General features: G+C 73.0%; 12 protein-coding genes. 11 read left to right on the top strand and 1 reads right to left on the bottom strand.

Annotation, left to right across the window (positions count from 1 at the left end; all coding sequences use genetic code 11):
- Positions 1-129: 129 nt before the first annotated feature.
- Entirely contained in the window at positions 130-2,709 is a 2,580-nt protein-coding gene (glgP, locus tag EEW87_RS06830; RefSeq protein WP_123092020.1) for an alpha-glucan family phosphorylase, read from the top strand.
- 98 nt (positions 2,710-2,807) lie between these two features.
- A complete protein-coding gene (locus tag EEW87_RS06825) occupies positions 2,808-3,512 on the top strand; it encodes a maleylpyruvate isomerase family mycothiol-dependent enzyme (protein ID WP_123092019.1) in 705 nt (234 codons plus the stop codon).
- 160 nt (positions 3,513-3,672) lie between these two features.
- Here the strand turns inward: EEW87_RS06825 and glgX are convergent, their stop codons facing one another.
- Entirely contained in the window at positions 3,673-5,865 is a 2,193-nt protein-coding gene (glgX, locus tag EEW87_RS06820; RefSeq protein ID WP_123092018.1) for a glycogen debranching protein GlgX, read from the bottom strand.
- A gap of 35 nt (positions 5,866-5,900) precedes the next feature.
- On the opposite strand from glgX, the gene EEW87_RS06815 reads away from it, so the two are divergent.
- From EEW87_RS06815 to EEW87_RS06775, 9 genes are all read left to right on the top strand, one after another.
- The gene (locus EEW87_RS06815) at positions 5,901-6,449 is read left to right on the top strand and encodes a T3SS (YopN, CesT) and YbjN peptide-binding chaperone 1 (protein ID WP_068277741.1); all 549 of its coding nucleotides are present in this window, start codon (positions 5,901-5,903) and stop codon (positions 6,447-6,449) included.
- Positions 6,446-7,222: an enoyl-CoA hydratase/isomerase family protein gene (locus tag EEW87_RS06810; RefSeq protein ID WP_068277739.1), complete on the top strand. Its 777-nt coding sequence runs from the start codon at positions 6,446-6,448 to the stop codon at positions 7,220-7,222. Before EEW87_RS06815 ends, EEW87_RS06810 begins: the two co-directional genes overlap by 4 nt.
- Entirely contained in the window at positions 7,222-8,175 is a 954-nt protein-coding gene (locus EEW87_RS06805; RefSeq protein WP_123092017.1) for a class I SAM-dependent methyltransferase, read from the top strand. The genes EEW87_RS06810 and EEW87_RS06805 overlap by 1 nt, the downstream gene beginning before the upstream one ends.
- The gene (locus tag EEW87_RS06800) at positions 8,172-8,831 is read left to right on the top strand and encodes an acyltransferase (protein ID WP_123092016.1); all 660 of its coding nucleotides are present in this window, start codon (positions 8,172-8,174) and stop codon (positions 8,829-8,831) included. The genes EEW87_RS06805 and EEW87_RS06800 overlap by 4 nt, the downstream gene beginning before the upstream one ends.
- Before the next feature lie 176 nt (positions 8,832-9,007).
- Positions 9,008-9,790: an electron transfer flavoprotein subunit beta/FixA family protein gene (locus tag EEW87_RS06795; protein ID WP_068277733.1), complete on the top strand. Its 783-nt coding sequence runs from the start codon at positions 9,008-9,010 to the stop codon at positions 9,788-9,790.
- Positions 9,791-9,823: 33 nt separating this feature from the next.
- On the top strand, positions 9,824-10,780 hold the full coding sequence (locus EEW87_RS06790; protein ID WP_123092015.1) for an electron transfer flavoprotein subunit alpha/FixB family protein: 957 nt from the start codon (positions 9,824-9,826) through the stop codon (positions 10,778-10,780).
- Between the two features lie 170 nt (positions 10,781-10,950).
- A complete protein-coding gene (locus tag EEW87_RS16960) occupies positions 10,951-11,820 on the top strand; it encodes a VldE C-terminal domain-containing protein (RefSeq protein WP_123092014.1) in 870 nt (289 codons plus the stop codon).
- A 105-nt stretch (positions 11,821-11,925) separates the two neighbouring features.
- Complete coding sequence (locus EEW87_RS06780) at positions 11,926-12,744, top strand: undecaprenyl-diphosphate phosphatase (RefSeq protein ID WP_123092013.1); 819 nt, start codon at positions 11,926-11,928, stop codon at positions 12,742-12,744.
- Between the two features lie 76 nt (positions 12,745-12,820).
- The gene (locus EEW87_RS06775; RefSeq protein WP_123092012.1) at positions 12,821-14,005 is read left to right on the top strand and encodes a cysteine desulfurase family protein; all 1,185 of its coding nucleotides are present in this window, start codon (positions 12,821-12,823) and stop codon (positions 14,003-14,005) included.
- The last annotated feature ends 5 nt before the right edge of the window (positions 14,006-14,010 follow it).

The following is a 14,010-nucleotide window of genomic DNA, read 5'->3' as shown; positions in this document are numbered from 1 at the left end:
CGCGACGCTACCGGCCCGGTGGGAGCACGGACGAGGGAAGGGGCAGGTGCATCGCCGTGACCTGCAAGGTCACGTCATCGTTTGCAAGAACCTGGCGAAGGGGGAGCCCGTGCGCTTACCCTTCGGGGTGTGAAGGCCATCCGTCGTTTCAGCGTCCGTACCGTCCTGCCCGAGCCGATCGCCGCCCTGGGCGAGATCGCGACCAACTTGCGGTGGAGCTGGTACAGCCCCGCCCGCGAGCTGTTCGCGAGCATCGACCCCGCGCGCTGGGACAGCGTGCGCCGCGACCCGGTCCGGCTGCTCTCCGCCCTCAGCCCGGCCGAGCTCCGCGCGCTCGCCGAGGACCCCGCCTTCGTCCAGCGGGTCCAGGAGGCCAAGGCCGACCTCGACCGCTACCTCGGGTCGCGCCAGTGGTACCAGGAGTACGCCGAGCGCACCGAGGGCGCGCCGAGCGCCATCGCCTACTTCAGCCCGGAGTACGGCATCACCGAGGTGCTGCCGCAGTACTCCGGTGGTCTGGGCATCCTCGCCGGCGACCACCTCAAGGCCGCGAGCGACCTCGGCGTGCCGATTGTCGGCGTCGGGCTCTTCTACAAGACCGGCTACTTCAAGCAGTCCCTCAACGCCGACGGCTGGCAGCGCGAGGACTACCCCGTGCTCGACCCGCAGGGCCTGCCGCTCTCGCTCCTGCGCGAGGACGACGGCACCCCCGTGACGATCACCCTGGCGATGCCGCACGGCCGCGAGCTGCACGCCCACGTGTGGCGCGCCCAGGTCGGCCGCGTGCCCCTCCTGCTGCTCGACAGCGACGTCCAGGGCAACGACGACGCGATGCGCCAGGTGACCAACCGGCTCTACGGCGGCGGCGGCGAGCAGCGCCTGCAGCAGGAGATGCTCCTGGGCATCGGCGGGGTCCGCGCCCTGCGCGCCTGGTCCCGGCTCACCGGCGCCCCCGCGCCCGAGGTCTTCCACACGAACGAGGGCCACGCCGGCTTCCTCGGCGTCGAGCGGATCAGCGAGCTCACCCAGCAGGGCTCGATGACCTTCGACGAGGCGATGGAGGCGACGAAGTCCGGCACGGTCTTCACGACCCACACCCCCGTCCCCGCGGGCATCGACCGCTTCGACGCCTCGCTCGTCGAGCTCTACCTCGGCGGCGAGCAGGCCCTGCCGGGCGTGCCCACCGAGCGTCTCCTCGAGCTCGGCGCCGAGACCTACGAGGGCGGCAGCCGCGGCGTCTTCAACATGGCGGTCATGGGCCTGCGGATGGCCGAGCGCGCCAACGGCGTCTCCCAGCTGCACGGCGTCGTCTCCCGCGAGATGTTCGACGGGCTGTGGCCGGGCTTCGACGACGTCGAGGTGCCGATCACGTCGATCACCAACGGCGTCCACGCGCCGACCTGGGTCGACGACCGGGTCTTCGACCTCGCCCGCGAGCACATCGGCGGCGCCGACCTCGAGACGGGCGACCGCTGGTCCGAGATCGGCGCGATCCCCGGCGACCGCGTCTGGGCGACGAAGCGCGAGATGCGCCAGCAGCTCGTCGACGAGGCTCGCCGCCGGCTGCGCTCGAGCTGGCTCAAGCGCGGTGCGAGCGAGGCCGAGCTCGGGTGGACCACCTCGGTGCTCGACCCCGACGTGCTGACGATCGGCTTCGCCCGACGCGTGCCGACGTACAAGCGCCTCACGCTCATGCTCCGCGACCCACAGCGGCTCAAGGCCCTGCTCACCCACCCCGAGCGCCCGATCCAGCTCGTCATCGCCGGCAAGTCCCACCCCGCCGACGAGACGGGCAAGCAGCTCATCCAGCAGATGGTCCGCTTCGCCGACGACCCCGAGGTCCGCGACCGCATCGTCTTCCTGCCCAACTACGACATCGCGATGGCCAAGGACCTCTACCCGGGCTGCGACGTCTGGCTCAACAACCCGCTGCGCCCCTTCGAGGCCTGCGGCACGTCGGGCATGAAGGCCGCGCTCAACGGCGGTCTCAACCTCTCGATCCTCGACGGCTGGTGGGACGAGTGGTTCGACGGCGAGAACGGCTGGGCGATCCCGACGGCCGACGGCGTCGAGGACCCCGACCGTCGTGACGACATCGAGGCCGCCGCGCTCTACGACCTCGTCGAGAAGCACGTCGCCCCGATCTTCTACGACCGCGACGAGCAGGGCCTGCCCGTGCGCTGGCTGGAGATGCTGCGCCACACGCTGAGCACCCTCGGCCCGAAGGTCCTCGCCACCCGCATGGTCCGCGACTACACCGAGCGGCTCTACACGCCGACGGCTCGGGGCAACGCCGCCGTGAGCGCCGACGGCCACGCCGGTGCTCGTGACCTCGCCGCTTACAAGGGCAAGGTGCGCGCCGCCTGGCCGAAGCTGAGCGTCGACCACGTCGAGGCCAGCGGCCTGTCCGACGACCCGCAGGTCGGCGAGACCCTCCACGTCGACGCCTACGTCTCGCTCGACGGGCTCGACCCGAAGGACGTCGACGTCCAGGTCGTCACCGGCACCGCGGCCATCGCCACGGACGACATCTCGGACTGGACCGCGAGCTCGTTGTCCTTCGTCGAGCGCTACGACAACGGCACGGCGAAGTACGCCGGGTCGGTCGCCATCGAGACCACCGGCCAGTTCGGCTACACCGTGCGCGTGCTGCCCACGCACGAGCACATGGCCTTCCAGTCCTCGATGGGTCTCGTGACCAACGCCTGACCCTCCCCTTCGCCGAGGTATGGCAGATCGGCCCCGGATCCGTGGATCCGGGGCCGATCGCCATACCTCGGCGTAGTCCGGGGCGGCATCATCGGGTCATGGACCCCGCACGCAGCGCTGCCGCCCTCGACGACGAGATCGCCCGGATCGAGGCGCTGCTGCGCGACGCGTCTGCGCACGACTGGAGCCGGTCGCTGACGACCTGCCCGCGGTGGGAGCTCGCCGACCTCGTCGGGCACCTCGGCGGCGTGCACCGCTGGGTCGTCGGCGCGGTCCGCGAGGGGCACGGGCGCACGGAGAGCACGCCACCGCAGCCGGAGGGGCTGGCCGGGTGGTTCGACGAGGGCGCCCGCGAGCTGCGCGAGACGATCGCCGGCGACCCGGCGAGACCTGCGTGGACCTTCGAGCGGGGTGACCGCACCGTCGGCTTCTGGCAGCGGCGGCAGGTGCACGAGCACACCGTGCACCGGGTCGACGTCGAGCTCGCGCTCGTCGGCGAGACGAGCCCGGTCCCCGTCGACGTGGCGGCGGACGGGGTGGCCGAGGTCGTCGAGGTCTTCGTGCCCCGGAGGCTGGCGAAGGGGTGGCTCGACCCGATCCCCGCGGCGGTCCGGCTCGTCGCCACCGACGCCCCGGTCGAGGTCGTCATCGGCGACGGCGACCCGGTCGCCCAGGTGAGCGCCCCCGCCGCCGACCTCTACCTCGCGCTGTGGCAGCGCGCCCCTCTCGACGACGAGCGCACGACGTACGCGGGCGACGAGGTCGTCGCCCGCGAGGTGCTCCGGATGCCCCTCACGCCGTAGCGAGGCCGGTGGTCTCGAGGCTCGCTGGCGCTCGCACCTCGACCAGCAAGGTGGTCTCGAGGCTCGCTGGCGCTCGCACCTCCGACCAACAAGGACGCAGTGGTCTCGAGGCTCGCTGGCGCTCGCACCTCGACCACCGAGGGGCTCGGCCAGCGACGGGTCAGGCGGGGGTGGCGACGTAGAGGCGGATGCTCGCGGCGGTGACGTCCACCCCTTCGCCCGCGGGCACGTGCACCCGCTCGCCCTCGTCGGGGCGCTCCCAGGCCGAGTCCCACCACAGCTCGAAGCCCGCCACGCCCGGCGGGGCGGGCAGGACGACGCGGCCGTCGTGCCCGGCGCCGTGCAGCACGACGAGCGCGGACCGGTGCCCGAGCGGAGCGCCGTCGAGGTGCATCTGGAGGACCCGGCGCGAGGACTCGCCCCACTGGTGGGTCATCGCCGACCCGTGCTCGTCGTACCAGCCGATGTCGCTCGCCCCGTGGTCGTCGAGCGGGCTCCCCGTGTAGTGGCGGCGATGGCGCAGGGTCGCCAGCTCGTGGCGCCACCCGCTGAGGGCGCGGGTCGTCGCGAGCAGGTCCTCCTGCTCCGCCCCGAGCTCCCAGTCCAGCCACGTGAGCGGCCCGTCCTGGCAGTACGGGTTGTTGTTGCCCTGCGTCGTGCGGCCGATCTCGTCGCCCGCGGCGATCATCGGCACCCCGGTCGACAGCAGGAGGGTGGCCAGGAGGTTGCGCCGCGAGCGCCGGCGCAGCGCGAGCACCTCGGCGTCGTCGGTGGGCCCCTCGACCCCGTGGTTCCACGACCGGTTGTGGTCGCTGCCGTCGCGACCGTCCTCGCCGTTGGCCTCGTTGTGCTTGACGTCGTACGCGGTGAGGTCGGCGAGGGTGAAGCCGTCGTGCGCGGTGACGAAGCCGATCGAGCTCGCCGGGCCTCGCTCGCCGCTGCCGAAGAGGTCGCGCGAGCCCGCGAGCCGGGTCGCGATCTCGCGCACGCCATGGGTGCTCGAGCCCTGACGCGCGCCGCGCGCGACCGCGAGGTCGGAGAGCCAGAACTCCCGAGCCGCGTCGCGGTACCGGTCGTTCCACTCCGCGAGCGGCGGGGGCATCTGCCCGGTGCGCCAGCCGTGCGGCCCGACGTCCCACGGCTCGGCGATGAGGTGCACGCCGCTGAGCACGGGGTCGGTGCGCAGCGCGGTGAGGAAGGGGTGGCCGGGGTCGTAGTCGTCGTGGGTGCCGCGGGCGAGCGCGACGGCGAGGTCGAAGCGGAAGCCGTCGACCCCGCACTGCGTCACCCAGTAGCGAAGGGAGTCGAGCACCATCCGCTGCGTCGTCGCGTCGCGCAGGTCGAGGGTGTTGCCGCACCCCGTGACGTCGACGTCACGGCCGCGCTCGTCGAGCCGGTAGGACGTGCGCCCGGCCAGACCCCGCCAGGACAGCGTCGCGCCCTGCACCGACTGCTCCGCCGTGTGGTTGTAGACGACGTCGAGGATGACCTCGATGCCGGCGGCGTGGAGCATCTTCACCATGCCCTTGAGCTCGTCGAGCGCGCCCTGCGGGTCGGTGGTCGACGCGTACGGCAGGTGCGGGGCGAAGAAGCCGAGGGTGTTGTAGCCCCAGTGGTTGACCAGCCCCCGGGCGAGCACCTCGGGCTCGGAGACGAAGTGGTGCACCGGCAGCAGCTCGACCGCCGTGACGCCGAGCGAGAGCAGGTGCTCGACGCACGCGGGGTGCGCCATGCCGGCGTAGGTGCCGCGGAGGTGCTCGGGCACCCCGGGCATCGTGGCGGTCATCTCGCGCACGTGCACCTCGTAGACGACGCTGTCGGCGAGCTCGCGACGCGGTCGGGGGTGCTCGCCCCAGTCGAAGCGCTCGTCGACGACGACCCCGAGCGGGGCGACGCCCGCGGAGTCGAGATCGCTGCGGACGGCGATGTCGGCGCGGCCGTCATCGCCGACGACATGGCCGAAGAGCGCGGGCGGGTAGGCGTCGAGCACCCGGTCGACCATCCGCGCGTAGGGGTCGAGGAGCACCTTCGCCGGGTTGTGCCGGTGGCCCGCCTCCGGCTCCCACGGCCCGTCCACCCGGTACCCGTAGCGCTCGCCGGCGCCCACCCCGTCGACCCGGCCGGACCACCAGCCGCGCCGCCGCTGGACGAGCCGCACCTGACGCTCCTGCGCGGGGTCTCCGCTGGGCCCGAAGAGGCACAGCGTCACCGCCGTGGCGAAGGGGGCGTGCACCGCCACCTCGAGCCCGCCGGCGACGAGGTGAGCCCCCGGCACCGGGGCGTGGTCGAGCGGGGTGGCGTCTCGACGCGGGGCTGCTGCCGCGACGTCGTCGAGGCGGGTGTGCGGCGGCATGGTCGCAACTGTAGGCAGTAGGTACGTTGGGGGGCATGAGCGATCCCACCGCACTGCCGAACTTCACCCCCAGCACCGGCGGCCCCGCCCAGGGCGGCGACGACGCCCCCGCCGAGGCCCCCCTTCGCGACCGTGTCAACGAGGCCCTCACCGAGCTCGGTGTCGAGTCCCGCATCGACGACGACGGCGACGTCGCCTTCGCCTTCGAGGACCAGCAGCTCTTCGTGCGCTGCGCCGACGACGAGTCCAACGTCCTGCGCGTCTTCGGCCAGTGGTCCCTCGAGGACCCGGTGCCCGCCGACGAGCTCGAGCGCCTCAAGATCAGCAACGACGTCAACGTCGCCTTCAACCTCGTCAAGGCCGCCGTCGCCAACGACACCCTCCTCGTGACGAGCGAGCACATCCTGCCCCGCGGCGCCGACGTGCGCGGGCTGCTCGGCATCGCCGTGCCCCTCGTCATCCAGGGCGTGCAGCTGTGGCACCAGCGCGCGACCGGCCAGGTCCCCGGCATGCAGCCGGGCGAGGGCGAGCCGGGCGCCGACGCCGCGGCCCCCGCCCCGGGCGAGGGCGAGCTGCCCCGGTGAGCGACTTCGTCACCCTCGAGGTCGAGGGCGGCATCGGGGTCATCCGGATCGACCGCCCGAAGATGAACCCGCTCAACGCCCAGGTGCAGCGCGAGCTCGTCGCCGCGGCCGAGGAGGCGACAGAGCGCTCCGACGTGCGCGCCGTCATCCTCTACGGCGGGGAGCGGGTCTTCGCCGCCGGCGCCGACATCAAGGAGATGCAGACGATGTCCTACACGGACATGGTCGACCACTCCCAGGCGCTGCAGGACTTCACCCGCAAGCTCGCTGGCATCCCCAAGCCGACCGTCGCCGCGATCGCCGGCTTCGCGCTCGGCGCGGGCTACGAGGTCGCGCTGTGCGCGGACTTCCGGGTGGCGAAGGTCGGGACGAAGGTCGGCCAGCCCGAGATCCTCCTCGGGGTCATCCCCGGGGCCGGGGGCACCCAGCGTCTCGCCCGCCTCGTCGGGCCGGCCAAGGCCAAGGACCTCGTCTTCTCGGGCCGCTTCGTCGACGCCGAGGAGGCGCTGGCGATGGGCCTCGTCGACCGGGTCGTCGAGGGCGACGTGCTCGAGGCGGCCAAGGAGATGGTGGCGCCCTACGTCACCGGCCCGGCGTACGCCCTGCGCGCCGCGAAGCAGGCCATCGACGCCGGTCTCGAGGTCGACCTGCAGACCGGGCTGGAGATCGAGCGGATGCTCTTCGCCGGGCTCTTCGCGACGAAGGACCGCACGACCGGCATGCGCTCCTTCGTCGAGGACGGCCCGGGCAAGGCGACCTTCGAGGGCGCCTGATGCCGCAGCCGGCGAGCGCGCAGGACGTGGAGCACGCCTGGGAGGACAACACCCTCGCCCAGGTGCTCTACCACGACTGGGAGGCGCAGACCTACGACGAGAAGTGGTCGATCAGCTTCGACGAGCGGTGCACCGCCGTCGTGCGCGACCGCTTCGAGCGGGTCGTGCGGGGCCGGCGGCTGCCGGGCGAGGAGGTGCCCTACGGGCGCGCTCTCGAGCTCGGCGCCGGCACCGGCTTCTTCTCGCTCAACCTCGTGCTCGCCGGCCTCCTGCGGGAGGTCCACGTCACCGATCTCTCGCCCGGCATGGTCGAGGCGGCGCAGGAGAACGCGCGCCGGCTCGGTCTCGAGGCCCACGGCCGGGTGGCCGACGCCGGGTCGCTGCCCTACGACGACGACAGCTTCGACCTCGTCGTCGGCCATGCCGTGCTCCACCACATCCCCGACGTCGAGGCGACGCTGCGCGAGGTGCTGCGCGTGCTGCGCCCCGGCGGGCGCTTCGTCATCGCGGGGGAGCCGACCCGGATCGGCCACCAGTACGCCCGCGCGCTCGGCCGGGCGACGTGGGAGGTCGCGACCCGGGTCGTCGCGCTGCCGCCGCTGCGCGGTCGCTGGGCCCGCCCGCAGGCCGAGTTCGACGAGTCCTCGCGAGCGGCCGCCCTCGAGGCGGTCGTCGACCTGCACACCTTCGACCCCGACGAGCTCGCCGAGACCGCCCGCCGGGCCGGGGCGGAGCACGTGGGCACCGCGACCGAGGAGCTCGCCTCGGCCGTCTTCGGCTGGCCCGTGCGGACCTTCGAGTGCGCGGTGCGCGAGGACGCGCTCGGGCTGCGCTGGGCGATCTTCGCCTACCGCGGCTGGCAGCGCCTCATGCGCGTCGACGACGTGCTCGCCCGGGTCGTGCCGCAGCGCTTCTTCTACAACGTCGGCGTCACCGGCGTGAAGCCGCGGTGAGCCTCGTCGCGCGGCTGCGCCGCCCGCCCCTCGCGGCGGGGGAGCGCTGGGGCGCCGCGCGCTGGGTCGCCTGGGTCGTGAGCAACCGCGCGTGGACCCACCACCACCTCCTGGGCTACCTGCGGATGATCCGCGCCCGCGCGGCGAACCCCGGTCTCGTCTTCGAGGGCCCGTGCTTCATCGGCCCGGACGTGCGCTTCGAGGTCCGGCCCGGCTTCGGGCGGCTCGTCGTCGGCCCCTTCGTCCACATCGGCCCCCACTCCCGCCTGCGCGCCCACGAGGGCACCCTGCGCATCGGCGCGAAGACGGTCATCGGCACCCGCAACACGATCAACACCTGGCTCGACATCGAGATCGGCAGCTCGTGCCTCTTCGCCGACGACGTCTACGTCTGCGACTTCGACCACCGCACCGACTCGCTCGAGATCCCGATCAAGGACCAGGGCATCGTCAAGTCGCCCGTGCGCATCGGCGACGACGTGTGGGTCGCGACGAAGTGCGTCGTCCTGCGCGGCACCGACGTCGGCGACCAGAGCGTCCTCGCCGCCGGCACGATCGCCCGCGCGAGCTATCCGGCCCGCTCTATCGTCGTCGGCGTCCCCGGACGCGTCGTGCGCACCCGGGGCGAGGACCCGGCGGCGCCGACGAAGGGGTGATCCGCCCCCCTTCGTGCGTGGACGTGTGGTGAGGGTCATGGCGCCTCGATGGCCGCGCGGCGCAGGCAGAGGGATACCGTCGGGGGGAGTCGGCCTGCACCCGACCCGGGGCACACCCAGGGGCGAGGCGGGGCCGGCGGACACCAGACCCACACGAGGAAGAGGACGAGCCAGCGATGAACATCGTCGTCTGCGTCAAGTACGTGCCGGACGCACAGTCCGACCGCACGTTCACCGAGGACCACACCACCGATCGTGACGGGGTCGACGGCCTCCTCTCCGAGCTCGACGAGTACGCCGTCGAAGAGGCCCTGAAGATCGTCGAGGCCACCGGCGAGGGCGAGATCACCGTCCTCACCATCGGCCCCGAGGCGGCCGCCGACGCCGTGAAGAAGTCGCTGCAGATGGGTGTCGACAAGGGCGTGCACGTCCTCGACGACGCGATCGCCGGCTCCGACGCCCCCGCGACCTCGCTCGTGCTCGCCGAGGCGATCACCAAGCTCGGCACCCCCGACCTCGTGCTCACCGGCATGGCGTCGACGGACGGCACGATGTCGGTCGTCCCGGCGATGCTCGCCGAGCGTCTCGGCCTGCCCCAGGTCACCTACGCCTCCGAGCTCACCGTCTCCGAGGGCACCGTGACGATCCGCCGCGACGGCGACACCGCGAGCGAGACCATCGAGTCCTCGCTGCCGGCCCTCGTCTCGGTCACCGACCAGATCAACGAGCCGCGCTACCCCTCCTTCAAGGGGATCATGGCGGCCAAGAAGAAGCCGGTCGAGACGTGGAGCCTCGCCGACCTCGGCGTCGACGCCGGTCAGGTCGGCCAGGCCAACGCGTGGACCGAGGTCCTCGAGACCACGAAGCGTCCCCCGCGCGAGCAGGGCGAGATCGTCACCGACGAGGGCGAGGGCGGCAGCAAGCTGGCCGACTTCCTCGCCGCGCAGAAGTTCGTCTGAGCCGCGCCCAGGACCAGGAGGAAAGACACAACCATGGCTGAAGTACTCGTGCTCGTCGACCACGCCCAGGGCGTGGTGAAGAAGCCCGCCGCCGAGATGCTGACGATCGCCCGCCGCCTCGGCGAGCCGACCGCCGTCTTCATCGGCCCCGGCGCCGAGACCGCGAAGGACCTGCTCGCCCGCTACGGCGCGGAGAAGATCATCTCCGTCTCCGACCCCGCCGTCGGGGAGTACCTCGTGGCCCCCCAGGCCGAGGTCCTCGCCCAGATCGTCGAGGCCTCGAGCCCGGTGGCCGTGCTCATCCCGAGCAACGCCGCCGGCAAGGAGGTCGCCGCGCGTCTGGCCGTCAAGACCGGCTCCGGTCTCATCACCGACGCCGTCGACGTCCAGGCCGGCGAGGGTGGCCCCGTCACGACGCAGTCCGTCTTCGCGGGCAGCTACAGCGTGAAGTCCCGCGTCACCCAGGGCGCCGCGATCATCACCGTCAAGCCCAATTCCGCCACCCCGGAGCAGGCCGCCGGTGCTGGTGCCTTCGAGGAGCTCACCCCGCAGATCTCCGACGCCGCCAAGGCCGCGAAGATCACCGCGTCCGAGCCGAAGAAGGCCTCCGGTCGTCCCGAGCTCACCGAGGCGGCCATCGTCGTCTCCGGTGGCCGCGGCACCGGCGGCGACTTCGCCCCGGTCGAGGCCTTCGCCGACAGCCTCGGCGCCGCGGTCGGCGCCTCGCGCGCCGCGGTCGACGCCGGCTGGTACCCCCACACCAGCCAGGTCGGCCAGACCGGCAAGCAGGTCAGCCCGCAGCTCTACGTCGCGGCCGGCATCTCCGGTGCCATCCAGCACCGCGCCGGCATGCAGACGAGCAAGACGATCGTCGCCGTCAACAAGGACGAGGAGGCGCCGATCTTCGAGCTCGTCGACTTCGGCGTCGTCGGCGACCTCTTCCAGGTGCTCCCGCAGGCCACCGAGGCGGTCAAGGGCAAGAAGGGCTGACACCCCCTTCGCCCGCACGCGCAGCTCGCCCCCGGCCGACCGGCCGGGGGCGACGTGCGTCACGGCGCGTTATCGAAATGTGACTTCACGCCCGGGTCTCGCTACTGTGGTGGTACCCCGGCTCGCCAGAGCCGGGTCTGCTCTGCCCCCGAAGCGAAGGTCTGCCCCCTGTGACCCAGCCTCCCAAGCACGCGGCGCGTCACGGTGCCCCTGCCCGGCGCTCCCTCTCGCGCACGCTGCCCCGCGGCGCGGCCCTGAAGTCCGCCGCCTGCGTCGGCCTCGTCGTCGGCGCCTCCGCCCTCGTCGCCGCGCCGACCGCGACCGGTGCGGCCTCCGCCGAGCCCACCCCCGACGCCTCCGCGTCCTCGCGGGCCAGCTCGATGCTCGAGGGCCGCGGCGACGACGCCGCGCAGCGCAGCACCGCTCGCGTCGCCCTCGCCGTCCCGACCGACCTGCCCGCCCCCGTGCTGCAGAGCGCGATGTCGGCCGGCGACCTCGACGTGGGCGCGGTGAAGAAGCCCGAGCCCAAGCCGGTCCCGAAGCCGGAGCCCCAGCCCCTGGTCGAGCAGGAGACCCCGGAGCCGGTCGAGCAGACCGAGGAGGCTCAGCCCGATCCGCAGGAGCAGGAGGCTCCCGAGCCCGAGGCGACGCCCGAGGAGACGACGCAGGCCCCCGCGCCCGCCGGTGGCCTCGACACGACGAGCTACCTCGCGCAGGCCCAGGCCGTCGGCCTCGGCCCGAACGCCCAGGCGGTCTACTCCGCGGTCCGCTCGCAGTACCCCCACCTGACGAACATCGGCGGCTACCGCGCCGGCGACCCCGGCGACCACGGCACCGGCAACGCTGTCGACGTCATGTGCGGCTCGGCCGACGGCGACGCCGTCGCGGCCTTCGTGCAGCAGCACGCGAGCGAGCTCAACGTGAAGTACGTCATCTGGAAGCAGCGGATCTGGATGCCCGGCGGCTCGTGGAAGCCGATGGAGGACCGGGGCGACCCGACCCAGAACCACTTCGACCACGTGCACATCTCGGTGGGCTGACCCAGCCCCCGCACGACCCCGGGCGGGACCACCCGCCCGGGGTCTCGCACGTCCGGCAGGGCATGATCCTCCTCGACCCACCCCCACCCCACAGGAGCACCACACATGGACTGGCTGCAGGCGATCGTCCTCGGCGTCGTGCAGGGGCTCACCGAGTTCCTGCCCATCAGCTCGAGCGCGCACCAGTCGATCGTCGGGCGCTTCTTCGGCGAGGACCCGGGCTCGGCCTTCACGGCGATCACCCAGCTCGGCACGGAGGCGGCGGTCCTCGTCTACTTCCGCAAGGACATCGCCGGGATCATCCGGTCGTGGTGCCTCGCCGTCGCGGGCAAGCTCCCGCACAGCGACCCGCAGGCACGCCTGGGGTGGATGGTCATCCTCGGCTCGATCCCCATCGGCCTGCTCGGCATCGCGCTCAAGGACGTCATCACCGGTCCGGCGCGCAACCTGTGGATCACCGCGACGATGCTGCTCGTCTTCGCGCTCGTCATCGACGTCGCCGACCGCCGGGCGAAGCAGGACCGCCAGCTCGAGCAGCTGACCGTCCGGCACGGCCTGTACTACGGCCTGTGGCAGGCGCTGGCGCTCGTCCCGGGCGTCTCGCGCTCGGGGGGCACGATCGCCGGTGGTCTCTTCATGGGCTACACCCGTGAGGCCGCCGCCCGCTACTCCTTCCTCCTCGCGATCCCCGCGGTGCTGCTCTCGGGCTTCCAGCAGCTCTTCGACATCGCGGACGAGCCGGTCGAGCCGGCGTGGGGCCCGATCGCCGTCGCGACGGTCATCTCCTTCGTCATCGGCTACGCGGTCATCGCCTGGCTGCTGCGCTACATCTCCACCCACACCTTCCGCCCCTTCGTCATCTACCGGATCGGGCTCGCCCTCGTCCTCTTCGTCCTCCTGGGCACCGGCGTCATCGCCGCCTGACCGAGGGCGAAGGGGGATCCGACCCCGCAGGACGGGCGGGCCGCCCCCACAGGTGGGCGGCCTAGACTCGACGGCGATGAGCACCTACCTCGACCACGCGGCGACCACCCCGATCCGCCCGGTCGCCCGGGACGCCGTCCTCGCGCAGATGGCTCGCGTCGGCAACCCCTCGAGCCTGCACTCCGCCGGCCGCGCGGCCCGGCGCGTCCTCGAGGAGTCGCGCGAGGCGGTCGCCGATGCCCTCGGTGCCCGTCCGTCCGAGGTGATCTTCACCTCCGGCGGCACCGAGTCCGACAACATCGCCCTGCTCGGCTCCTACCTCGCCGCGCGCCAGGCCGACCCCGCCCGCGACCGCGTCGTGCTGTCCGGGATGGAGCACCACGCGGTGCTCGACGCGGCGACCCACCTCGCCGACACCTCCGGGGCGCGGCTGACCTTCGTCGAGCCGGGGGAGTGCGGCACGATCGAGGTCGACGCCGTGCGCGCCGCCGTCAAGGAGGACCCGGCCTCTGTCGCCGTCGTCAGCGTCATGTGGGCCAACAACGAGGTCGGCACGGTCCAGGACGTCGCCGCGATGGCACGGCTGTGCCACGAGCACGCCATCCCCTTCCACACCGACGCGGTGCAGGTCGCGGGCCACCTGCCCGTCGACTTCGCCGCGGTCGAGGCGGACACGCTCGCCGTGAGCGGGCACAAGTTCGGCGGGCCGACCGGGGTGGGCGTGCTGCTCGCCCGGCGCGACGCCCGGCTCGTCCCGACGAGCCACGGCGGGGGCCAGGAGCGTTCGCTGCGCAGCGGCACGGTCGCCGTCGCGGGCATCGCCGGCCTCGCCGCCGCCCTCACCGAGGCGGTCGGCGAGATCGAGACCGAGGCCGCCCGGGTCGCCGCGCTGCGCGACCGCTTCCTCACCCGCGCCCGTGAGATCGACCCGAGCATCCGCGTCTCCGGCTGCTGGGAGCTCGGTGACGTCACCCGTCGTCTGCCCGGCAACGCCCACATCACCATCCCCGGCTGCGACGGCGACTCGTTGCTGTACCTGCTCGATGCCGCCGGCGTCGAGGTCTCGACCGGCTCGGCCTGCCAGGCCGGTGTGCCGCAGCCCAGCCACGTGCTGCTCGCCATGGGGCGCAGCGAGGAGGAGACCCGCGGCTCGCTGCGCGTCTCGCTCGGGTGGACCTCGACCGAGGCCGACGTCGACGCCGCGCTCTCCGCGCTGCCCGACGCCGTCGACCGTGCCCGCCGCGCCAGCGGCGCTGCCTGATCGCC

Source organism: Janibacter melonis (assembly GCF_003721155.3).
GTDB classification, from domain to species: domain Bacteria; phylum Actinomycetota; class Actinomycetes; order Actinomycetales; family Dermatophilaceae; genus Marihabitans; species Marihabitans melonis.
This window is presented reverse-complemented; position numbering and strand designations above follow the sequence as displayed.

Excerpts from the sequence above, each read along its gene's own strand:
- EEW87_RS06825 (WP_123092019.1), top strand. The coding sequence starts at position 2,808 with ATGGACCCCGCACGCAGCGCTGCCGCCCTCGACGACGAGATCGCCCGG.
- glgX (WP_123092018.1), bottom strand. The coding sequence starts at position 5,865 with ATGCCGCCGCACACCCGCCTCGACGACGTCGCGGCAGCAGCCCCGCGT.
- EEW87_RS06815 (WP_068277741.1), top strand. The coding sequence starts at position 5,901 with ATGAGCGATCCCACCGCACTGCCGAACTTCACCCCCAGCACCGGCGGC.
- EEW87_RS06805 (WP_123092017.1), top strand. The coding sequence starts at position 7,222 with ATGCCGCAGCCGGCGAGCGCGCAGGACGTGGAGCACGCCTGGGAGGAC.
- EEW87_RS06795 (WP_068277733.1), top strand. The coding sequence starts at position 9,008 with ATGAACATCGTCGTCTGCGTCAAGTACGTGCCGGACGCACAGTCCGAC.
- EEW87_RS06790 (WP_123092015.1), top strand. The coding sequence starts at position 9,824 with ATGGCTGAAGTACTCGTGCTCGTCGACCACGCCCAGGGCGTGGTGAAG.
- EEW87_RS06780 (WP_123092013.1), top strand. The coding sequence starts at position 11,926 with ATGGACTGGCTGCAGGCGATCGTCCTCGGCGTCGTGCAGGGGCTCACC.
- EEW87_RS06775 (WP_123092012.1), top strand. The coding sequence starts at position 12,821 with ATGAGCACCTACCTCGACCACGCGGCGACCACCCCGATCCGCCCGGTC.